A 22202-nucleotide genomic window follows, 5' to 3' on the forward strand; every position below is an offset into this window, starting at 1 on the left:
GCCCGGCTGGGCGGACGCCTCGCAGGTGCGGGGGACGACAAACGTCACTATGGTCGAGCCAATGAACAGGCCAGACGGTCAAGTCCCTGGGAGTGGTGTTTCGCGGTTGAGACGTGATCCTTTCGATCTGGTGTAGTGATTTAGAAGGATTGTTCGGGTTCGGGGGGCATGGGCTCGCTGGTGGGGGTCCATTGGTCGATGTCGTCGGGCCAGGGTGCGGGGCGGCCGTGGTCGTCCCAGAAGCCGGTCTCGGCGCCGGTGGCGTGCAGCGCGGCGTTGAGTGCCTGCCGGTCGGCCTGGTCAGGGATCTGCGGGTTTGGTGTCGGGCCGGTCATGCTGCGGTCTCCAGGACGGGCAGGTCGGTGGTCGTGGTGCCGGTGGCGGGTGTGGTGCGGGCTTTGGTGAGGATGTCGAGGCCGAGGTAGCGGCGGCCTTCGGTCCATTCGTCGTGTTGTTCGGCCAGGACGGCGCCGACGAGGCGGATCAGGGCGTTGCGGTCGGGGAAGATCCCGACGACGTCGGTGCGGCGGCGGATCTCACGGTTCAGCCGCTCCTGGGGGTTGTTGGACCAGATCTGACGCCACAGTTCCTTCGGGAAGGCGGTGAACGCCAGCACGTCGGCGCGGGCGGTGTCCAGGTGCTCGGCGACGGCGGGCAGTTTCTCGGCGATGGTGTCGGTGAGTCGGTCGTACTGGGCGTGGACGGAGGCGGCGTCGGGCTGGTCGTAGACGGAGTGCAGCAGGGTTTTCACCCAGGGCCAGGAGGCTTTCGGGGTGATCGACATGAGGTTCGCGGCGTAGTGGGTGCGGCAGCGCTGCCAGCTGGCGCCGGGAAGGGTGGCGCCGATCGCGTCGACCAGGCCGCGGTGGGCGTCGGAGGTGACCAGGCGCACGCCGGTCAGGCCGCGGGCGCTCAGGTCGCGGAAGAAGGCGAGCCAGCCGGCGCCGTCCTCGGCGCTGGTGACCTGCAGGCCGAGGATCTCGCGATGCCCGTCGGCGTTGACGCCGGTCGCCACGAGGGCGTGCACGTTGGCGACGCGGCCGCCTTCGCGGACCTTGAGGACCAGGGCGTCGGCGGCGACGAACGTGTACGGGCCCTGGTCGAGGGGCCGGGTGCGGAACGAGGTGACGTGCTCGTCGAGTTCCCGGGCCATGATGCTGACCTGGGATTTCGACATGCCGGTGATGCCCAGGGCCTGGACGAGTTTGTCCATGCGCCGGGTGGACACGCCGAGCAGGTAGCAGGTCGCCACGACCGAGGTCAGCGCGGCTTCGGCCCGCTTGCGGCGTTCAAGCAGCCAGTCAGGGAAGTAGGTGCCGGAACGCAGTTTCGGGATGGCCACCTCCAGGGTGCCGGCGCGGGTATCGAAGTCGCGGTGCCGGTAGCCGTTGCGGACGTTGACCCGTTCCGGGCTGCTGACGCCGTACTCGGCGCCGCACAACGCGTCCGCCTCGGCCGACATCAGCGTGTCGACGAACGTGGTCAGCAGGTGACGCAGCAGGTCCGGTGACGCGGACGCCAACTGCTCGTGCAGGAAGCGGGCAGGGTCGATACTGGACGGGGTCATCGCGTGATCTCCTTGATCTTGAGCGGGTAACTCAGATCGAAGGATCACGCGGTGACCGCCTCACGTCTCGTACGTCGTGTCCGTCAACGCATCGACGAACCTTCCGCACACCACTCTGCTAGACGCAACCGGCCAGACCCCGCGCAGGGGCAGGCACCAGGGCGGCAGGCGTCGCCACAACCCGCACAGCAGGCTGTGGTCAACACGCACGGACACAAGGGCAGACGGCCCAGCCGAGCCACAGAGGATCAAGACTCACCACCGGCGCCACAGGAGCGCTCAGGCCGAGCCGCCCCGCTAACTTCACCGTCACCCGCGAACTCGAGGTCAAGGTGTCCGGCAGCCCCAGCGCCTCGCTCTCGCCGTTCGTCTGCCCCACCTGGTACCCACTGCCGGTCCCCAGGCCAGCTAAACGCTAGCGAATGGGACATCCGTCGCCAGCCATGCGACCCTGTTGGCCGGGAGGATCCGCTGCAGCCATCGACCTCCGACGGCCTCACGGCAGCGGCGGCCGTAAACGCTCACCACCTGCCCTCGCCCTCTGGTCTCGGAGGGGGAGTTCGTCGAGGCGAACCAGCCTCGGAACCGCGCGGTGCGCACTGCCGCGGGCGGTCCCTGCGGTGGATCAGGTGGGAGCGGCGGGCGCTTTATGAGGAAGCCAGCCGCCTGGCTGCGCCCGCCGCTCCCGGCGCCGCTGACGCTACCAGCACCACTCGTCACTGATGACCGTTTCCGCAGGCCCCGGAACTCGATCGAGCAGCTCGTCGCGGGTCACGACGGCGGTGGCGCCAGTCGGACCCACACGCACTTGTGACCATCGTCGAGGTCAGTGACGCCCCACTCGTCGCACAGCGCTTCAATGATCGCTAGACCGCGGCCACCGTCGCCGTCTGGCTCACGGCGGCGGGGAACGACGGCGGAGCCGTCGACGGCCGCGATCGTCACCCTGCCGTCTGTAGCGCGGATCTGCAGGCGCAGGCAGCCGCCGCCGTGGCGCACCGCGTTGGCCACCAGCTCGTCGGCGATCATCACGGCGTCGTCCACCCACTGCGGGTCACCGAGCCCCCATGCGGTCAGGGCGGCCTTGGTGACCTGGCGGGCGGCGGCGAGAGCGTCGACACCGACAGGAAGGTCGAGGTGCGTGGTCAACTCGCTCACGGCCGTGATCCTGTCTCCCGAGGCTCCCGTCCTGACAGCGACCATCGCTACCCCGCTCTGACCAGGTGAAAACTCTCCGGAGACGGCATCGTCCAGCCGCCTGCGCGCAGCGGGTGTCACCGACGGATCTCGTTCAGTTCCACCGCACCGCCCTGGCCTGCCCGCGAGGAGCGCGCCATCCCCGATCACGCCGAGCCGCCCACCCGTTCGGCCCGCACCTGCCAGCCGAGGCTCGCCGCCAGCGACTCCTGCCGCTGACGCGTACAGACTCGCCGCTGGCGTTGAGCGTCGTGCCCGGTCACGCGTCGCCCGGCAGCGGCCCCGGGGCAGCGTCATCGGGGCCGAGCAGCGGCAGGACGCCCGTGAGGTCCAGGACGCGGCGGACCTGACCGGTGGCGTTGAGCAGCGTCAGCGCACCGCTGCGGCGAGTGCCCGGGCCAACTCGGTCTTACCGACGCCGGTGGGCCCGAGGAAGAGGGACGAACCCGTCCGGGCGCTGGGGGACAAGGGACCGGACGTTGCCATCCAGGCGTGCCGGGCCGCCGGCCTGCCGCTGATGCTGGTTGGCAAGTGCAATGAGCCGATCGAACGCCGCTACTACGACGAAGTCATCCGGCCACTGCTCGACGACGACATCACGGTGGTGTTCAACGCCGACCGGGAGGCCGTGCTGCAGCTGCTGATCGACGCCCGCTGCCTGATCATGCCCATCCAGTGGGAGGAGCCCTTCGGCATGGTCATGGTGGAGGCCATGGCGACCGGCACCCCAGTGGTCGCGCTCAACCGCGGCGCCGTCCCGGAACTCGTCCGACCCGGCCTGACCGGCCTGGTCTGCGAGGCAGACGAGGAACTGCCGGCGGCGCTGCACGAGGCGACCACCCTCGACCCGGCGGCCTGCGTCGCCCACGTGGCGGAGAACCTCTCCACGCAGCGGATGGCCCGCGACTACGAGCCGATCTACCAGCGCGCTGCCGTGAAGGACTAGCACTGCTTGAGCAAATCCCTCCAGCCGACCAACCGGATGAACTGGCAGCTCGATACAAGGTCTGACTCGACACGATCAACGTCGCACACGTTGCTCTGGATGTCGTACCGGCCCGGCCCTGACCGCGCTGCTCGGCACCCGGGTATGCGCGTCGCTTTGTGCGTCGCAGGCCAAGGCGCTGGAGACGCGGCGGTGGCTGGGGTGCCGCTGTCGGGCCCTTGAACGACCCCGTTGGCGAGGGTGTCGGGCTCGTAAAGGGGTTCAGCCGTGCTGCCGTGCGGTTCCGTGCAAAGCCAGCCCCGGCTGCGCTGCCAGGAGGACAACTGCTGGTGCTGTCAACGGCCAATCAGATTTGCCTCTGGCACCAACTTGGTGATCGAGACTCGTTGATCGATGTTCTTCCGCTATGTCAGCTCTCTGATCTCTTGCGCGTGGTGTTTCCTCACCTGGACGGCTTACGCATCTTGGACGTGGCCGCCAAGGCTGCCTCGGTTCGGGTGTACGCCGAGGTGGCGGGGACGGTACACCTACAAGTCACGGTCTCGTCGGGGTGGCGTTCGTGTTAGCCAGCGTGGCGTTCAGTCTTGGCTGCGGAGCGGCGCCGTCGCCATGCCTCTGCCAGTGTCAGCGCGCCGACCACGATGGCGTAGGCGCCGATCACCTGAGCGATGGCCACAGCGCCGACGTCGGGGCGGAGCAGCACAAGGATGCCGGCCACAATCGACAAGACCCCGACCACGGCGAGCAGCCCTCGGCCGTGCTGCCGCACTACCACCGCCGTCCCGATTTCCAGGACGCCCGTGGCGACCGCCCACACCCCGATAACCACAGCCAACGCCAGGGCCGTGATCGCGGGCAACAACAGCGCCACCACGCCGGCCGCGATCCCGAGCAGACCCCGCAGCACAAGCAGCAGCCGAGCTTTGCCCGCTTTGTCGCGGCTGAAAGCCCCAGTCAGGTTGAGCGTTCCGCTGGTGAGCGCGTACACGCCGAACAGCACAGCGAGGGCGAGCGCCGTCACCGAGGGCCACGCCAGGGCGAGCAATCCGAACACGATCGCGGCGGCCCCCCGAAGGGCCTGCCACCAGACGTCCTGTCTACTTCGCATCGCCTTACTCCTCGATGAAACGCGGTCCCCCGCGTCGGTTCCTCCCCGCCTTCGCCTCGCGCCGCTGCCAGTGGCAGCACGTGTGCATGCACCTGCCGAGGGTGCGGCGACGTTCCTAGGCGGGATCCGCAGGTGCGGCGTGGTCGTCAGAGAGGGCTGGGCCGATGTGAGACGGCAGGCGGCCACGCCAGGCGGCCCTCTCTGACGGATCGCCACGCGAACGTCCGACCGGGGCCAGCGGACGCCGGAGGACAACGGCCGGGGCCCGCGTCTAGTCCTCGGGCACGACCACGATGCGGTTCTCCACCTGCGTCACTCCTGGGGCCGACCAGGCAACCCGCGCTGCCTCTTCGCGCTCACGCCAGGACCGGACCACACCGGTCAAGATGACCTTGTCGCCCTCGATGGTCACGGTGAGCCGTTCGCCGGGCGTGTCCACGGTACGGACGAGCGCCTCCTCGATCCGGCGCCGCGCCTCCGCCAGGTCCACCCTCGTTCGCGGCCGCAGGGAGATCTGGTTGGTCACTCCCCGCACCCCGGACAGTCGGCGCACCGCCCGCTCCGCCGCCCGTCGCTGGTATTCCCATTCGACCTCGCCGCTCAGGGTCACCCATCCCCTGGTGACGGTTACGTGGATGTTCTGGCTCGGCACCAGCGCATCCCACTCCAGGGCCCGGGTCGCCGCCGCCGCCAGGTCCGGGTCCGTGCGCTCCGTCGAGGTCGGCAACCGCACCTCGATGTCGTTCGCGACCGCCTTCACCCCCCGTACGCGGTGTGCCGCCTGCTCAGCGGCCCACTTCTTCACGAACGAGTCGACCCACCCGGTCAGGGTCACCACCCCGTCCTTGGCCGACACGCCGATCTCGTTGGGCTGGACGCGGGCGTCCCACTTCAACTCAGCCAGCACATCTCGCTGGATCTGCTCATCGCTTCGGGTCATCGTCGCAGTAGTCATTCCTGTTCCCTCCAGGTTCGTGGCTTCCTGACCTGATGCTGCGCCCCCACGCCCGCACCGTCCGCACATCACGGCAGGCATAACCAAGCGGGTGACCCCTCATCCCCCAAAGGTTGCGTCCACGGGAGTGGTGTACGACTTGCCCGTGATGGGCGTGTTGCGTAGATGAGAGACGGCCACCGCGCGATCCTTCGAGACGGCTAAGTCCGAGTGAAGGAGAGTGATGCGCGATGGCCGCATCTGAGAGTGTGAACCCTGTTGACCTGCTGTGCGAGCAGATCGCGGGCGCGTCGCCGGATCTGTTGCAGGCGATGATCAAGACGTTCGCGCAGGCGGTGATGTCCGCCGAAGCGGACGCGATCTGCGGCGCCGGCTACGGGCAGCGCAGCGACGAGCGGGTCAACTCCCGCAACGGCTACCGGCCGAGGGAGTGGGACACCCGGGCCGGCACGATCGATCTGGCGATCCCGAAGCTGCGGCAGGGCTCCTACTTCCCGGACTGGCTGTTGACGCACCGGCGGCGGGCCGAACAGGCCCTGGTCTCGGTGGTGGCCACGTCTTACCTGCTCGGCGTGTCGACGCGGCGGGTGGAGAAGCTGGTCGAGCAGCTCGGCATCCGGCAGCTGTCGAAGTCGCAGGTCTCGGAGATGGCCACCCACCTCGACACGCAGGTCGAGGCGTTCCGCAACCGGCCCTCGACAGCGAGCACTACACGTTCGTGTGGATGGACGCGTTGACGATGAAGGTCCGCGAGGCCGGTCGCACGGTCAACGTCCACGCGCTGATCGCGGTCGGGGTCAACGCCGACGGCCAACGTGAGGTGTTGGGCGTGGACGTCGCCGCCGACGAGGACGGCGCCGGCTGGCTGGCGTTCCTACGCTCGCTGACCGCCCGCGGTCTGTCCGGCGTCCGCCTGGTCATCTCCGACGCCCACGCCGGCCTCGTCGCCGCCATCGGCGCCGCGCTGCCGGGAGCCTCGTGGCAGCGGTGCCGCACCCACTACCTGCGGAATCTGCTGACGAAGGTGCCGAAGTCGGCGCAGCCGTGGATCGCGACCCTGGTGCGGACGATCTTCGACCAGCCCGACGCTGATGCTGTTCGGGCGCAGTTCCAGCGGGTCGTGGCCACGATCGAGGCGAAGTTCCCGGCTGCGGCCGAACACCTCGACGCCGCCCGCGACGACCTGCTCGCGTTCACGGGCTTCCCACGCGAAATCTGGCGCCAGATCTGGTCGAACAACCCGCAGGAACGCCTGAACAAGGAGATCCGCCGCCGCACCGACGTCGTCGGGATCTTCCCGAACCGCCCGGCGATCATCCGCCTCGTCGGCGCGGTCCTGGCCGAGCAGACCGACGAGTGGACCGAAGGCCGGCGTTACATGGGCCTGGAACTCCTCGCCAAGGCTCGCATGGTCACGATCGAAACCGACCAACACGACGCTGACCAGCCCGACCCCACCCCGATCGCCGCATAACATCAGACCGGATCCCGCGATGGCCGTCTCCTACACCACCAGCGCGGACGTGACCTCCCCCAAACCGGCCGAACTGTTCGGCGACCGGCTCAGATCCGACCATTTACCTGCGACGGGGTCATCACGGCACCTTCCTCGCCAGGCACTACACCCGGCGGGTCAAGCCGGAAACACCAACTTGTTGGATTGGTGGCGGAGATCAGGGTCTGCAGCCATGATCTTCGAGGTTGCGGTCGGGGTCGCTCGGGAAACACCTGCCGCCTTCGGGCTGGCCCCCTAACGGCCTGCGCCCCGATCGCAACCGCCGGCGAGAGTGGCCTCGAGAGAGGTCTGTTTAACCCGAAGTTGGTCTGCCCTCCTCGCCGGACTCCCCTATCCGGCTCCGCAAGGAGAAGCCCGTGCCCCTGGCCCTGCCCTCAGCATCCGCACCGGTCGTCATCGCGATCGATCCTCACAAGGCGTCATGGACTGCTGTGGCGGTCGACAGCCGACTCCAACCCGTCGCCGCGATCCGTGTCGAGGTCAACCGCGACGGCTATCGACAACTGCGTCGCTTCGCCGGCCGCTGGCCGCACGCCGTCTGGGCAGTCGAAGGCGCAGGCGGCCTCGGCGCCGCGCTGACCGCCAGACTGACCGCCGACGACATCGGGGTGGTCGACGTGCCCGCGAAGCTGGCCCGCCGCGTGCGGATGTTGTCGACCGGACACGGCCGCAAGACCGACCAGGCCGATGCCCTGTCGGTCGGTATCGCTGCGCATACCGCCACCGGACCCAACACCGCGGTCGTCGACGAGGCGATCGCCGTCCTGCGATGCCTTACCCAGTCCCACTGCTCGAGCATCTCGTCGAGCATGTCCAGAGCAAGGCGCCACTTCTCCCGGTGCCGGACCTCGTCCGGAATACCCGCACGCGCCCGTCGCAGCCGTACCGCCTCGGCCCGGTCCGGTTCACCGCGGTAGTGATCACGATCGTGGCCATCGGCCTGATCATGACCACGTTCCCGCCCATCCGCGCGTTCGGGATCTCCGTCCTGGGCTCGGCCGGCGTCGTCGGCGCGCTCATCGGCCTGTCCGCCCGGACCGTGCTGGGCAACGCGTTCGCCGGTATTCAGGTCGCCTTCTCGGACGGTCTGCACGTCGGAGACGTGGTGGTCATCGAGGGTGAGTGGGGCCGGGTCGAAGAGGTCAAGCTGACCAACGTGGTCGTCCGGCTGTGGGACGACCGGGTGCTCATCCTGCCGACGATGTACTTCACCGAGCGCCCGTTTCAGAACTGGTCCCGGCACGAGGCGCGGGTGGTCGGCAAGGTCCAGATCCACGTGGGCCACACCGCCGACCTCGAGGACTTGCGCATGGAGACGCAACGGCTGGTCGAGTCCTCACCGCTGTGGGACCGGCGCCGGTGGGTTCTGCAGATGGTCGATGCCATCGCAGCGAGCGTCGTGATCGAGGTGCAGGCCACAGCCGCCGACGGGGCCAGCGCCTGGGACCTCCGCTGCGACCTCCGCGAGGGCCTGATCGGCTACATCCGCGACAACCACCCGCAGTGGCTCCCCCGCACCCGCAGCGAGTACAAACCCTGGCCTCCCCACAAACCCGCAAAGGCCAACTCTGTGGGCGAAAGGTGCGTAGCGTTCAGGTGGGCCTGTGCCGAGGACCCACCCCACCGGCAGAAAGGGTATGAGATGTCGCTCGACGCGTTCCGCATCCCCGGCGGCTCCTTGGACGACCTGATGAGTCGGTTCTTCGGGGGGGATCCGTTCGCGGGACGTCCGGTGGAGCGGGTCGACCTGTCCCGGCTGCTCTCCACCGAGTCGCGGCAACTGCTGCAACGGGCAGCCGAGCAGGCTACGGAGTGGGGCAGTCCCTATCTCAATGTCGAGCACCTGCTGTGGGCCGCCGCCCAGGCCGACCCCACCCGCCGGATGCTCGGCGCGAGCGGCGCCGACCCCGACGACCTGGCCCGCCAGATAGAGTCGGCCGTCCCCAAGGGCAGGCCACGCGAGGACACGCCTCCGCTCGCGCCGGCGGCGAAGCGCGCCCTGCTCGACGCGCACCGCGAGTCGCGACGGTCCGGCGCGACGTACATCGGCCCCGAACACCTCCTGCTCGGCATCGCCGCGAACCCGGAGACGACCGCGGGCCGGGCGTTGCGGGCGCTCGGTGGGGCCGTCACCGGGCCCACGCCGCCGGCGGGCGGTGCCGACGGGCGCGGGGCCAGCAGCACCCCCACCCTCGACCAGTACGGGCGGGACCTCACCGAGGACGCCCGGGCCGGTCGGCTCGATCCGGTCGTCGGCCGTGACGACGAGATCGACGACACGATCGAAGTGCTCTCCCGGCGTACGAAGAACAATCCGGTGCTCACCGGCGAGCCGGGCGTCGGCAAGACGGCCATCGTCGAGGGCATCGCGCAGCGCATCGTCAACGACGAGGTGCCCGAAACCCTGGCCAACCGGCGTGTGGTCGCACTCGACCTGTCCGGGATGGTGGCGGGCACCAAGTACCGCGGTGAGTTCGAAGAGCGCCTGAAGAACGTGATCCAGGAGGTGACGTCGGGCGAGGACGGGCTGATCCTCTTCATCGACGAACTGCACACCGTTGTCGGCGCGGGCGGCGGTGGCGAGGGGGCGATGGATGCCGGCAACATGCTCAAGCCCGCCCTGGCCCGCGGCGAACTGCACGTGGTCGGTGCGACGACACTGAACGAGTACCGTCGCTACATCGAGAAGGATCCCGCGCTGGAGCGCCGGTTCCAGCCGATCCTGGTATCGGAGCCGAGCGTGGAGGACACCGTCGCGATCCTCAAGGGCATACGTGACCGGTACGAGGCGCACCATCAGGTGCGCTACACGGACGAAGCGCTGGACGCCGCCGCTGAACTGTCCCACCGCTACATCACCGACCGGTTTCTGCCGGACAAGGCCATCGACCTGCTCGACCAGGCGGGCGCCCGGGTCCGGCTGCGTTCCCGCACACCCGCTCCGGACAAGAAGGAGATCGAGAAGCGGCTGTCCCAGCTGCGCCGGGAGAAGGACAGCGCGGTGGCGAACGAGGACTATCAGCGCGCGGGTGCGCTGAAAGCCGAGATCGGTGCGGCCGAGCGGGACCTGGCGGCGGCGCAGGAGGGCACGCCTCCGGTGCCCGAGGTGCGCATGAGCGACATCGCCGAGGTGGTCAGCCGCCGTACCGGTGTTCCCGTCACCCAGCTCACGGAGGTGGAGAAGCAGAGGCTGAGGCGCATCGAGGAGCAACTGCACGAGCGCGTGGTCGGCCAGCACGAGGCCGTACGGGCTGTGGCGGCCGCCGTACGCCGATCGCGTTCCGGGCTGAGTGACCCCCAGCGACCCGACGGGTCGTTCCTCTTCCTCGGACCCACCGGCGTCGGCAAGACCGAACTGGCCAGAGCCCTCGCCGCGGCGCTCTTCGGCGACGAGTCCAGCATGATCCGCTTCGACATGAGCGAGTTCCAGGAGCAGCACACGGTCAGCCGGCTGGTCGGAGCGCCCCCGGGCTACGTCGGGTACGAGGAGGCCGGTCAGCTCACCGAGGCGGTCCGGCGCCGGCCATACTCGGTGCTGCTCTTCGACGAGGTGGAGAAGGCGCATGCGGATGTGTTCAACGCGCTGCTGCAGGTGCTCGACGACGGTCGCCTCACCGACGCACAGGGTCGCACGGTCGATTTCAGCAACACCATCCTGATCATGACGAGCAACATCGGCGCGGACCGCATTCTGGCCGCGCAGGCGGCAGGGCGTCCGGTCAACGACCAGCGCGAGGAACTGATGGGGCTGCTGGGGCAGCGGTTCCGGCCGGAATTCCTCAACCGGATCGACGAGATCATCGTCTTCACCGGCCTGGACCGGGACCAGCTCCTTGAGATCACCGGCCTGCTGCTGGACCGCACCCGCCGTCGGTTGCACGCACAGAACATCAACCTCGAGATCAGCCCGGACGCCACGCAGTGGCTGGCCAACCGGGGCTACCAGCCCGAGTACGGGGCGCGGCCACTGCGGCGCAGCATCCAGCGCGAGTTGGAAGACCGGCTGTCGACCCTGCTGCTCGAGGACGGGGCGAATCCAGGCGACACCATCGAGGTCAACGTCGTCGGCGGCGAACTCGACCTCTCGGTCCGGCCCGCCGTGCCGGCCCGCACATGACGCCCGCGCCTGCCGGGGCTGACGACATGCAGGAGATCTGCGGGGGCGGCGTCCGGATGACGCCACTCCCCTTCTCGTGCCTAACCGATCACCGTCACAGTGCCGGGCTCACGGCGGGCCAGCCGGTCGGCAAGGATGCCGGTGAACCGGGACGGGTCGGCCAGCTCCCCACCCTCGGCGAGCGGTTGCGAGTCCGATCTGCGGTGACCGAACATCCCTGGCGACAGCCGCTCGGGGGCTGACGATGCGGCTGGCGGTTCCCGCGGTCATCATGGCCTGTCAGCCACGTCCGCAGCGGCGGGGCGAGCGGGTGTGGCTGACCGGTCATCGCGACCAGCGCGGCGGCGACAGAGGGCAGGTCGGCCGTGAGGTAGGTGGTGGTTCGCGGCCGACCCATGTTCACTGCGGGTGCGGCCGGGCGCTAACGCCTGGCTGGGATGTGCGCTGACCTACGGCGCACCACGGATCACCGCCGAACTCCGCGATGCCGGGCAGCTGGTCAACCGTAAGCGAGTCGCGCGGGTGATGCGCCGCTTCGGCGTACAAGGGCTGCGGTTGCGCAGGCGAACTCGTACGACGGTGCCGGACCCGGCCGCGGCGAAGGCACCCGACCTGATCGGCCGGGACTTCACCGCCGGCGCGCCGAACCAGCGCTACGTCGGCGACATCACCTACCTGCCGGTCGGAGACCGCGGCTTCCTCTACCTGGCCACCGTCATCGACCTGCACTCCCGCCGCCTCGCCGGCTGGGCGATCGCCGATCACATGCGCACCGACCTGGTCATCGACGCTCTCCATGCAGCGCAGCGCACCAGGGGCAGCCTCGACGGGGCGATCATGCACACCGACCACGGAGCGCAATACACCTCTCGGGCCTTCGCCGCCGCCTGCACCACCGCAGGGGTCCGGCAGTCGATGAGCGCGGTCGGTAGCTCCGCCGACAACGCCGCAGCGGAGTCGTTCAACGCGACCTTCAAACGCGAGACCCTCCAGGGCCGCCGCGCCTTCATCGACGAACGCGAAGCCCGACTCGCCGCCTTCCGCTGGCTGCACCGCTACAACACCGTTCGACGCCACTCCAGGCTCGGACAGCAATCACCGATCACCTACGAGAAGAACACCCGCCCAGCGCCAGCTACGCTGGCCCCGGCCGCATAACCCCCGTGTCCAGGATCAGGGGTCAAGCCCCGTTCTCACCGACCTGGTCACCTTGCAGCCGAACATGTTCCACCACCCGGACGGGCTGATCCTCATCGTCGACAAGGGCTACCGCGACCGCGACACCGAAACCTGGCTCAACGACAGCGGAATCACCGTCGTACGACCCGCGTACCGCACCGAACCGGCACGCCCCGGCCGCGGCCTGCTCCGCGCCGTACGGCAGAGCATCGAATCGGTCAACCAGACCTTCAAAGGCCAACTGGATCTTGAACAGCATGGTGGTCGTACCATCACCGGCGTCGCGGTCCGGGTCCTGCAACGCGTTCTTGCCCTGACCGCCGCGATCTGGCACAACTGGCACACCGGCCAACCGATCATGCGATCTCTGGTCGCGTACGACCACTGACCCCTTGGAATCGATCATCTAGCTCTGCACTCCAGGCCGTACCCCGACAGTTGCTGTCCGCCGCCGACGCGCACCTGATTCCCACCGACCGGCTGCGCTACCGCACCCCCACCAGCACGCCCCGGCTCGTCACCCGTGAGTCCGCAGCCGTCGCAGCCGAACGCGCCCGGCACCTACCCGAATACCTCTGGCCGGAATGGATCATCCGGCTACGACCGGTGGCAGGGTCGTTCACTGACACCATCGCCACCGACATCCCCGCCGCGCTGCTGCTGCCCGGCAACCCGCTGCACAACAAGGCCGCCACCGCCGAACTCACCCCCTGGCGCGGCAACAGATCCCGCACACTGAGCCTGCTCGCCGAGCGGAACCCGGACGTGCTCACCGCGCTGGTCAACCTCGCCGACTACCTCGACATCCACGGCAGCCCGATCGACTACCGCCGCCGCCGTGCCCAGTTCACCGACGTTGCGATGAACCGGCGCCAGTGGGAAGAACTCTGCTACTCCGTCGACGCCCATCCCGGCCAGGCGACGCGACATCTCAACGCCCGCCGTTACCTGTTCGTCCAGCTCACCGGCGCGAGCCTCACCAACACCCGGCATCCGCTGGCGTTTCCGAACGCCGGCGACAAGAACGACTACCTCTTCGCCTTCCACGGCGGGCTATCCACACCGCTGCGCCAGGCCCTGCACGACTACGCCCGCGCCCTGCTGCGCTCCCACTCCATCGACGAGCCATTGACCTGGGCGCCTCCAGGGCACTGCGTCACAGGGCTCACCCTGCCCGGACGCGAGCCTGACGACATCGACCTCGCCGCAGTCGACCAGCTGATCAACCGCCAGCGGCTCACCGCCAGCGCCGCAGCCGTCATGCTCGGCGTCACCACCGAACACGTCCGCTACGCGATCAGCCAGCTGCACCGACCCGGCAAACACAACGGCCGGAACACCCCACCCGCCAGCCGACGCCTGCGCGAGCGCGCCACCGCGCTCCTGACCGCTGAATTCTTCCGACGCGAGTACCAGGACGCCGGCAAGAACCTGCGCACCATCGAGGCCGAGACCGGCATCCACCGCAAACTCCTCGCCAAACACGCCAAAGCCCACGGCATCGAGCTCACCGACCTTCGCACGCTGAACAAGCCCGTCCCACTCGACCCCGACTGGCTCCGAGAACAGACCGAAGTCCACCAGCGCTCCGCCACCGACATCGCCGCCGAGGTCGAGCTCACCCCCGAAACCGTCCGCCGCAACCTGATCCGCTTCAACATCGCACGACGGCCGCAAGGCTTCGCCGGGATGCCCTCCCACGGCCGCACCCACCCCGACCTGCCGCAGGAGATCCGCCGCGCCGTCGAAGGCCCACCCCACGGCTGGCTGCGACTACGCCGCTTCCAACAGATTATCGGCTACCCCAGCATCAACGTCGCCTCCCGCGCGATCAAGGTCAGCGCCGCCACCCTCACCGCCCAGATCGCCAAGCTCGAGGCCGACATCGGTAAATCCCTGCTCAACCGAGGCCGGCCCCGCCACCCGATGACCCCAACCGAAGACGGCCACGCCCTGCTCGCCATGCTCGGACACCCGCGCGCCGCCGAACTGCTTGACCGGTACGCCAAACCGCTACGCGGCTGGCGCCCTGGCGATCCTCGCCGCGACCGCACCACACAACGCCAATGAGCAGGACACAACGGCCGCCGACCAGGCTTGAAATGATCATAAATATCGATGAAGTCCTTCGGCGTGGAGCCTTGACAGGCACCGTAGGCAAGGTATCGACTGCAATGAGTGACCCCAGCCGGCGAGTGGATCACAACCCAGTCAGGTTTCGCTGAGTCGCCGTGAACCGCGCGGCGTGCAGCGACTACGGAAAGGGTCGTTATGCGAAAGATCTCACGGGCGCTGGCTACTGGCGCGTTCGCCTTCACCCTGGTCGGCGTGGGGGCCGGGGTCGCCGTCGCCGGCTCCAACACGGTGCAGGCCTGCACCCTCCGCGCCGACGTGCCGGACTCCGACAACAACGCATGGGTCGGCCGCGAGGGCTGCTCCAACACGATTCCCGGCACCGGCTACATCTATGAGGACCGGAACAACTGGCCCGACGACAAGGTGGGCGAGAAGTCCTTCGACGCAGGAACGGCGCTGGTGGACGGGTCCTGCGGAAACGGCGATGGCAACTACTACTCGAGGTTCGAGTCCAGCAGCGGGGCGTCGGCCGAGTCGTCGCGGGCCTACCGCTGCTGACCGGATCGTTCGAACGAGGACAGAGGTTCATTGAGTGACGGGCACAGTTGAGGTTCAGGACCTCTCGTTCTCATACAGGAGGCGCCGGGTGCTTACCGGCGCCTCCTGCACCGTCGGTCGAGGAGTGACCGCCCTGCTGGGCCCGAACGGGGCGGGGAAGACCACGCTGATCAAGTGCATCGTCGGGTTGGCGCGGCCCGATCAAGGACGGGTGGTCATCGACGGTCGCAATGTCAGCGACGGCAAGGCGGCGCAGGCGTTGATCGGGTACGTGCCGCAGAACCCGTCGCTTCCCGGCTTGGCGAAGGTGCGCGACCTCGTCGCTTACGCGGCCTGGCTCAGCGGCGTGGACGCCGCGCGGACGGACAAGGCGGTCGACGTGGCGCTGGACAAGATGCAGGCGCTGGACCTGGGGTCACGGCGGATCCGCACCCTCAGCGGGGGACAGCGCCAACGAGTCGCCCTCGCCACCGGCATCGTGCACGATCCACGGATCGTCATTCTGGACGAGCCCACAGTCGGTCTCGACCCTGGGCAGCGACTCAAGGTGCGAGAGGTGATCCGGCATCTGGGGACCGAGCGGCCGGTGCTGCTATCCACCCACCTGACCGAGGACGTCGAGCATCTCGCGGATACCGTCGCCGTCCTGGCCGACGGCAAGATCCGGTATCAAGGTCCCCTGGCGGGACTGGCCACGACCCAAACCGGCGTCGATGGCCGACCGGGGTCGCCGTTCGAATGCGCCTACGACGACCTGATCATGTCGTTCGGTGGTGCCGAATGAGCCGGATACGTCTGCTACTCGGCTGGCCCGGCCCGCTCTGGGTGTTCCCGGCCGCAGGTGCCCTGATGGCTGCCGGTTCGTTTCTTATCAACAGGAGCATGCTCGCCGCCGACTACGTCACTTGGGCGGCCGTCTCCGCCGCCTGGCATGAGTCGCTGTGGATCCCTGGGTCGGTGGCGGCTGCCGCAGCTGCGGCACTGGGCGCGGCCTACTTCCCGAGATCGTCGCCAGTGGCCGCGCCGCTGCGGCCGAGAGTGGACCACGGCCTGTTCCTCATCCATGGGCTTGCCCTGGCGTTCTGGCTCTGCCTGGGGCACGCCGTCGGGCTGGTTCCGATTGAGATCACTGCGGCACGCCAGGCTACCGCCGGAGCCTTGGCACTGCAGGACGTGATCGTCGGCCTGGCCGGCCTGGCCACGTTGACCTCGATCGGTTTCTGCCTCGGCGTGGCCGTCCGGCACTGGGTGATCGCACCCGCGGTCGGGCTGCTCGCCTTCGCGGTCATGGGCTTGCCCAATACATCGCTGCTCACACCGATCGGGTTGATCCTGCCGGTGCGGCAGTTCGTCACCACCCCCAGGTTCGAGTTAAATCCCCCGACGACCATCTTCGCCGTTGTGGCCTCCACCGCGATCTGCCTGCTCGCCGCCTCGCTGGCATCTTGGGCCAGGTCACGCGGGTCGGTCCGCAGCAACGGCCGCCTCTTACTGACGTGGCTAGCCGCAGCGGCAGCTCTCACGGCGATCGCGTTCGCCTGGCGGCCGGAACTGTATGTCGTGGACCGCCCCGTCGCGCGCACGTGTCAGCAGGTGCAGGACACGGAGGTGTGCCTACATGCGGCTAACGCTCCGGCGATGGCTCGAACCGTCGATGTCGTTGGGCGCTTGCGCGATGCGGGACTGGCCCCGGTGCTGCGCCGTGTGACGGACTTCGCGGTCTCCGATCACGACAAGCCGCGCCCTGGAGAGGCATTCGTTGAACTCAATCCAGGTCCTCTCGACCGTCGTTTCGTCGCCGCCACCATCCCCGACCAGGTCGCCTTCCTCGTGAGCGAAGCCATGACCCTCCGCGCCTGCTCGCAGCCGGGCCGATCTATCGAAGGCCGCGACATCGCGGCGGTGCTGCAAGGACGAATTCTTCAACTAGCCGGCTTCGCCCAACTGGCGAACACCGTGGCACCAGCCCAACCACCGTCAGCAGCGCAGAAACTGGCAACCATGAACGCCGAGCAACTCATCGAGTTCGTCCAGATCAACCAACAGCTGATCCGATCGTGCCTACTCTCACCCGCCAGCCTTCCGTGATGCGTGGCCGCGTCGCCGGACTCTGGCACGCCCGCGGCGGGCCACTCGCCTCGACCGTCATCGTCGTCGCACTGGTTATCGCTGCCGCGTTTCCCGAGTTGAGTCTGTCGGTCAGCACGGTGTTCGACCTGCCGCCCCGAGGCGTTGGCACCCCGGAGCTAGTTACCATCGCGCTGGCCAGCGTTCTTCCGGCGATCACCACTCCACGATTCGACGGGCGAGAACTCACCGCGCGCCGGTCCGCGCGGCTCGGACACCTGACCTACTCCACGATCATGCTCGCAGCCCCACTGGCCGTCCTGCCGGTCTGGCACTGGGTGATCACCATCCGTCACCCCGACACGCAGTTCCCACCCCTGCACGGCCTCATCGGCAATGTGGTGGTCTTCACAAGCACCGGCGCGATTCTCTGCCTCATTCTCGGCCCGCTGGTCGCCACCGTCGCCACGCCATCCCTGTTCGCACTACTCGTGGTCGCTCAGCAAGCCCTACCGGAATCGCTACTCAGCAAGATCTTCTCCACCGGCCGATCCTGGCACACCAACTACTGGATCACGACCACAGTAGCGCTCCTGGCCCTCGTCCTCAGTTGGCGCCTACGAGCCGTTCCATGGCCCAACCGTCCGTGACCACGAACTCAGCCTGACGGCTCAGCCCAACCGCCCCATCCCCTGCCTGCTCAACGCACGCTGAGGACACTGCAAACGGGCGCGCGTGCATGCCCGGCTGACGACGACGCTGCCTGAGAGGGCGGTTCGGAGTGTTAGGTCCGTTTCGGGTTGAGGGTGAATACTCCGGGTTCGTCTTCGGTGAGGACCTGGCGGTTGACCATGCGTTTCAGCTTCGCGCGGGTGCCTTCGACGTGTTTCGGTGAGGGCTCGACGCCGAGGGCGAGGCAGATGCCTTTAGCTCGCATGCCGGCGGGCGCGGTGCCGAGGACAGTCAGGATCTGCTGGTAGGGGCCGCTGGCGATGGTGGGGTCGTCGGCGGTGAACTCGGCGGCGGCGAGGGTGCGCAGGGTGGTGCGGGTCGTGGCCAGGTCGGCCAGTTCGCCGTCGAGGCGGGCGAGTTCGCCGGTCAGGGCGGTGATCTGCTCGCGTAGCCGGTCGGCGTGCCGGCGTGCGGTGGCTTCGCGGTCGATGATCAGGTCGAGGACCGTGGGAAGATTCACCGGTGCCGCCAGGAAGGTGTGCTGGTTCCGGTCAGCCGCCGCACGATGTTCGCCGTCGACGCCCACAACGTTCGTGACACCGAGGACTCGGGGCGGCTCTCGTACTCGCGCACGAGGCGTCGGTGCAGCATCAGCGTGCCGTTGACCTGCTCGACGATCCACCGTCTGCGGATCGGCACGAACCCGGGCCGGGTGTCCGAGCGCTTGACGACCTCGACGTCGATGCCCAGGACGGCGCCGTGCAGCGCGAGGTCCTGTTTGAACCCGGCGTCGACCCAGGCGCGGCTCACCGTCGGGGTGTGTTCGGTGACCTTGTCGAGCAGCCGGATGCCGATGGCGTTGTCGGTGACCGACGCCGCGGTCACCACGACCGCGATGACCAGCCCCAACGCGTCCACCGCCAGGCCCCGCTTACGCCCCGACACCTTCTTCCCGGCGTCCTTGCCGGTCGTCGCGGCCGGGACGTGGTTCGCCGCCCGGATGGACTGGGTGTCCAACACGACCGCGCTCGGATCCTCCCGACGGCCCGCCTTCTCCCTGACCTGGCAGCGCAACAGATCGTGAATCACCTGGTCGGTGCCGTCATCACGCCACAGCGCGAAGTAGTAGTACGTGGCCGACTTCGGCGGCAGGTCGTGCGGCAGGTACGCCCACTGACAACCGGTCCGGTTCTGGTAGAAGATCGGTTCACGATCTCCCGCAGGTCGTAGTCGCCTGGCTGGCCCGACACCGACACCGCGACGCGCTTGGACTTCCACGCCTGCAGAAACGGTCCGATCAGCTCCCACTGCTCGTCGCTGACATCGCTCGGGTACGGCTTTCGATCACCCATGACCGGGCTAACGCCCCATCCGCCTGACGGTCACGACCAGAACTCACATTCAACCCGTCGACCCGCCGCTATCCGTAGCGAACCTGCCGAAAGGCTACCAACTGGACGCAACGCATAGATCAGACCAAGTTACTGCGGACCGCCCTCTGACGACCCGCGCCTATTTCGACGCAGGCAGTCCCGTTGGGCGGTACCGGCAAGGTTCGCGGTCGAAGGCCAGCACAAACGCCCACCCCAAGACCAAGCGCAGCTACCGATACCGGTCCTACATCAAGTGCGACATCTGTTCACGACGCATGTCCGGAAAGACCCGCCAAAGGAAAACCCGCCCCGACGACACGTACTACGCCTGCGTCACCAAACGCGAGCATCACAAGAACGAGATGTGGTACGAAATCCACCCACCTGCTCTCACCGTGAACGAAGACATCGTTGACACCTTCGTCGCACGGTTCTTCAACGAGAGGGTGTTCGGCGCCCACCGGCTGGACTACCTGGAGGGACCGGCAGACGAGCCCATCCGGTCCGGCACGGAGGCGATGGCTGCCGCGCACGCCCGGCAGATCAACGATCTTGATGCGGCCAACAAGAACCTGATCTTGTCACTTCAGCAGATGACGAGTTCGGGCGACCCCGAGATCGACGCGCAATGGCGGACCGGCATTCAGCAGCAGTTCGCTGCCAACGCGAAACGGAAGCAGGTACTCGCTTCTGAACTCCAGGAGCTGGCCAAGGCCGCACAGCCGAAGGGGGCGGGAACCCGCGAACTGGTGGACCAGCTACCTCACGTTGATCTGAACGTGCTCGACCTGCCCGACGAGAAGCAGAGGCAGCTGTTCGACGCCTTCCAACTGGAGATCCGGTACGACCGACACCTCCAGCGGATCACACTGCGCGTCGCCGTACGCGCCGAGATGGTCGACCTCATCAGCCAGGCTGCTGCCGACGCCACGGGCAAGTCCCCGAGGCAGCGGCAGCCCCAACACGACACAGACGGGGCGGACGCGTTGGCGTCCGCCCCTGTCGATCAAATCCGTTCCCATGTTCTACGTGCCCCCGGCAGGATTCGAACCTGCGCCCCCGCCTCCGGAGGGCGGTGCTCTATCCCCTGAGCTACGGGGGCTCAGCGACCCGAGAAGAGTAGCAAACTCCCTCCCGGATCACCGAATCGGTACCCCGCGAGTCGATCTTCGTCGGATCAGGCCGCGGCGACGGCGCGGCCGCAGCTCGGCAGCGGGTGCAGCACGACCCGCCGGGGCAGCCGGCGGGGCCACTCGTTGCGCGGCCACGAGCCGTCCACGATCAGGTGCACCGTGCGCTCCTCGGCGCCGCTGAGCCGCAGCACGAAGTCCCGGGGCAGCGGCGGGTCCACCGACGGCGTGGTGACCATGAACCGCACCCGTCCCCGCGAGGAGACCGCCGAGACCACGTCGGCGGCGGGCATGGTGCCGCGCAGGCGTACCCGGCCGATCCAGTAGACCTCCGCGGCGTGCTCCTGGGCCGCCCGCGTGATCGCCGGGTACTCGCTGCGTACCCAGCGCTCGACCGCGCCGACGCACAGGCCGCAGGCCCGCTCGCGCGGCTCGCGCGGCCCGAGCCCCCAGGCCCGCAGGTACGCCCCGACGGTGCCGGCGTCCATCGCCAGCCCGAACCGGCGCTCGATGAGGGCGGTCAGGCTCTGCCGTGTCCAGAGCTCCTCGTCGAGGCCGAACTCGTCGGGGTGGACGCCCCGGAGCACGTCGATGAGTTCGAGTTCCTGTTCGCGGCTGAGCGTTCCCGGCTCGCCCTGCCGCAGTCCGCGACGGACGGCTGCCACCGCTCCGTCACCGCCGATGGTGTGGCGTCGGCACCAGCTGGTCACCGACCGCCCTGCGTCTCTGAGTGCAACCCCCACGTCTTGGGCAACGAGCCCGAATCGCAACTGGTCACGATATGTGGGTAGAAAAGTCTCTAACCCCCACAATGACCCGTTAACCCCAAACCGTTACAAACCCCCAAACCAGGACATCCCGGGCCGCCGCCGGCCCACCAGCCGCGCGATCTTGCACTTACCGCCCTCCCATAGCGGGGCGAATCCGGCATCACCGGGGGCCGCAACTGCAAGATCGCGGGGGTGGGAGGGGCGGGGCGAGGGTGGGGGAGGGCGGGGACGGTGAGGCCCGGTGCCCCCTGGGAGGGGGACCGGGCCTCGGGGGCGGGCGGGGCGGGCGTTACGGGGTGCCGCCCAGGCGCTTCAGCGCGGCGCTCAGGTTGGTCAGGTCGTTCTGCTGGGTGTTCTTCATCGTCTGCGCGACCGCCAGCACGTCGTCGTCGCGCCCCTCGTCGAGGATGCCGTCGATCATGTGCACCCCGCCGATGTGGTGGCGGATCATCATCTGGAGGAAGAGCACGTCGAACTCGCGGCCGCCCGCCGCGCGCAGCTTCGCCATCTCCTCCGGCGTCGCCATGCCCGGCATCAGGCCGTTCTTGATCAGCCCGCCGCCGTCCGTCATCCACGCCATCGGCGCCTGCTCGCCGGTCGGGTCCAGCCTCCAGGACCGCAGCCACGTCTGCATGGTGCCGATCTCGCCCTGCTGGCCGGTGGCGATGTCCACGCCGACCTGGCGTACCTCGGGATCCTGGCCCTGGCTGAACGCCAGCAGACCCATCGCCACGGCCTGGGTGTGGTGGGCGGTCATGTCCCGGGCGAACCCGGCCTCCGCCGAGTTCTCACCCGGACGGGTGAGCGTCGGGGTGAGCAGGCCGCCCGCGTACCCGAGGACCAGCCCGACCACGAGGGCGGCGACCACAGCCGGCAGACCGTAGCGGCGCACCGCGCCCCGGCCGCCCTGGTCGGCGGCCGGAGCCTCGTCCAGGTCGCTGTCGGTGGTCACCGGAGCGGTCATCGCGGCG

17 protein-coding genes, 1 tRNA gene and 6 pseudogenes are annotated in these 22202 nt (G+C 68.5%); 13 read left to right on the forward strand and 11 right to left on the reverse strand.

Annotated elements, in window-relative coordinates; genetic code table 11:
- Positions 1–140: 140 nt before the first annotated feature.
- The 3 genes from ABIH81_RS13400 to ABIH81_RS13410 all read right to left on the reverse strand — a co-directional run bounded on the left by ABIH81_RS13400 (position 141) and on the right by ABIH81_RS13410 (position 2725).
- Complete coding sequence (locus tag ABIH81_RS13400) at positions 141–335, reverse strand: hypothetical protein (protein WP_349880551.1); 195 nt, start codon at positions 333–335, stop codon at positions 141–143.
- The gene (locus ABIH81_RS13405) at positions 332–1567 is read right to left on the reverse strand and encodes an IS256 family transposase (protein ID WP_349880553.1); all 1236 of its coding nucleotides are present in this window, start codon (positions 1565–1567) and stop codon (positions 332–334) included. Before ABIH81_RS13405 ends, ABIH81_RS13400 begins: the two co-directional genes overlap by 4 nt.
- A 771-nt stretch (positions 1568–2338) precedes the next feature.
- Entirely contained in the window at positions 2339–2725 is a 387-nt protein-coding gene (locus ABIH81_RS13410; RefSeq protein ID WP_167493834.1) for an ATP-binding protein, read from the reverse strand.
- 502 nt (positions 2726–3227) lie between these two features.
- On the opposite strand from ABIH81_RS13410, the pseudogene ABIH81_RS13415 reads away from it, so the two are divergent.
- Positions 3228–3710: pseudogene (locus ABIH81_RS13415) on the forward strand (glycosyltransferase); the annotation flags it as partial.
- A gap of 562 nt (positions 3711–4272) precedes the next feature.
- On the opposite strand, the gene ABIH81_RS13420 reads toward ABIH81_RS13415, so the two are convergent.
- Complete coding sequence (locus tag ABIH81_RS13420; protein ID WP_349880554.1) at positions 4273–4818, reverse strand: HdeD family acid-resistance protein; 546 nt, start codon at positions 4816–4818, stop codon at positions 4273–4275.
- Between the two features lie 271 nt (positions 4819–5089).
- The gene (locus tag ABIH81_RS13425) at positions 5090–5773 is read right to left on the reverse strand and encodes a BON domain-containing protein (RefSeq protein WP_349880556.1); all 684 of its coding nucleotides are present in this window, start codon (positions 5771–5773) and stop codon (positions 5090–5092) included.
- 230 nt (positions 5774–6003) lie between these two features.
- Between ABIH81_RS13425 and ABIH81_RS13430 the strand changes: the two are divergent.
- The 11 genes and pseudogenes from ABIH81_RS13430 (at position 6004) to ABIH81_RS13480 (ending at position 17936) form a co-directional block, all read left to right on the forward strand.
- A pseudogene (locus ABIH81_RS13430) lies at positions 6004–7247 on the forward strand (IS256 family transposase).
- A 398-nt stretch (positions 7248–7645) separates the two neighbouring features.
- Positions 7646–8206, forward strand: coding sequence for a transposase (locus tag ABIH81_RS13435; protein WP_244296014.1), 561 nt, complete (start codon positions 7646–7648; stop codon positions 8204–8206).
- Positions 8207–8235: 29 nt separating this feature from the next.
- Positions 8236–8469, forward strand: a pseudogene (locus tag ABIH81_RS13440) (mechanosensitive ion channel domain-containing protein); the annotation flags it as partial.
- A 462-nt stretch (positions 8470–8931) separates the two neighbouring features.
- Positions 8932–11406: an ATP-dependent Clp protease ATP-binding subunit gene (locus tag ABIH81_RS13445; protein WP_349881095.1), complete on the forward strand. Its 2475-nt coding sequence runs from the start codon at positions 8932–8934 to the stop codon at positions 11404–11406.
- Between the two features lie 447 nt (positions 11407–11853).
- Positions 11854–12564 (forward strand): annotated as a pseudogene (locus ABIH81_RS13450) (IS3 family transposase); the annotation flags it as partial.
- Between the two features lie 64 nt (positions 12565–12628).
- On the forward strand, positions 12629–12973 hold the full coding sequence (locus tag ABIH81_RS13455) for a hypothetical protein (RefSeq protein WP_349880557.1): 345 nt from the start codon (positions 12629–12631) through the stop codon (positions 12971–12973).
- Positions 12974–13023: 50 nt separating this feature from the next.
- Positions 13024–14655, forward strand: coding sequence for a LysR family transcriptional regulator (locus ABIH81_RS13460; protein ID WP_349880559.1), 1632 nt, complete (start codon positions 13024–13026; stop codon positions 14653–14655).
- A gap of 201 nt (positions 14656–14856) precedes the next feature.
- Positions 14857–15219, forward strand: coding sequence for a hypothetical protein (locus ABIH81_RS13465; RefSeq protein ID WP_109904541.1), 363 nt, complete (start codon positions 14857–14859; stop codon positions 15217–15219).
- Between the two features lie 124 nt (positions 15220–15343).
- The gene (locus tag ABIH81_RS13470) at positions 15344–16003 is read left to right on the forward strand and encodes an ATP-binding cassette domain-containing protein (RefSeq protein WP_199236037.1); all 660 of its coding nucleotides are present in this window, start codon (positions 15344–15346) and stop codon (positions 16001–16003) included.
- A gap of 65 nt (positions 16004–16068) precedes the next feature.
- Positions 16069–17307, forward strand: coding sequence for a hypothetical protein (locus ABIH81_RS13475; RefSeq protein WP_349880560.1), 1239 nt, complete (start codon positions 16069–16071; stop codon positions 17305–17307).
- Positions 17307–17936 carry a hypothetical protein gene (locus ABIH81_RS13480; protein ID WP_349880561.1) on the forward strand — a complete coding sequence of 210 codons (630 nt, stop codon included), beginning with the start codon at positions 17307–17309 and terminating at the stop codon, positions 17934–17936. Before ABIH81_RS13475 ends, ABIH81_RS13480 begins: the two co-directional genes overlap by 1 nt.
- Before the next feature lie 134 nt (positions 17937–18070).
- Here the strand turns inward: ABIH81_RS13480 and ABIH81_RS13485 are convergent, their stop codons facing one another.
- Entirely contained in the window at positions 18071–18478 is a 408-nt protein-coding gene (locus ABIH81_RS13485; RefSeq protein WP_349880562.1) for a hypothetical protein, read from the reverse strand.
- Positions 18475–19310 (reverse strand): annotated as a pseudogene (locus tag ABIH81_RS13490) (IS5 family transposase). Before ABIH81_RS13490 ends, ABIH81_RS13485 begins: the two are co-directional and overlap by 4 nt.
- A gap of 296 nt (positions 19311–19606) precedes the next feature.
- Between ABIH81_RS13490 and ABIH81_RS13495 the strand changes: the two are divergent.
- Positions 19607–19702 (forward strand): annotated as a pseudogene (locus ABIH81_RS13495) (hypothetical protein); the annotation flags it as partial.
- Positions 19703–20089: 387 nt separating this feature from the next.
- Here the strand turns inward: ABIH81_RS13495 and ABIH81_RS13500 are convergent.
- From ABIH81_RS13500 to ABIH81_RS13515, 4 genes are all read right to left on the reverse strand, one after another.
- Positions 20090–20296 carry a hypothetical protein gene (locus ABIH81_RS13500; RefSeq protein ID WP_349880563.1) on the reverse strand — a complete coding sequence of 69 codons (207 nt, stop codon included), beginning with the start codon at positions 20294–20296 and terminating at the stop codon, positions 20090–20092.
- 65 nt (positions 20297–20361) lie between these two features.
- Positions 20362–20433 (reverse strand) — tRNA-Arg (locus tag ABIH81_RS13505).
- Positions 20434–20508: 75 nt separating this feature from the next.
- A complete protein-coding gene (locus ABIH81_RS13510; RefSeq protein WP_026267749.1) occupies positions 20509–21204 on the reverse strand; it encodes a winged helix-turn-helix domain-containing protein in 696 nt (231 codons plus the stop codon).
- Positions 21205–21520: 316 nt separating this feature from the next.
- On the reverse strand, positions 21521–22195 hold the full coding sequence (locus ABIH81_RS13515; protein ID WP_349880565.1) for a DUF305 domain-containing protein: 675 nt from the start codon (positions 22193–22195) through the stop codon (positions 21521–21523).
- Positions 22196–22202: the final 7 nt, after the last annotated feature.

This window comes from Micromonospora sp. HUAS YX12 (assembly GCF_040215685.1).
Taxonomy (GTDB): Bacteria; Actinomycetota; Actinomycetes; order Mycobacteriales; family Micromonosporaceae; genus Micromonospora; species Micromonospora tulbaghiae.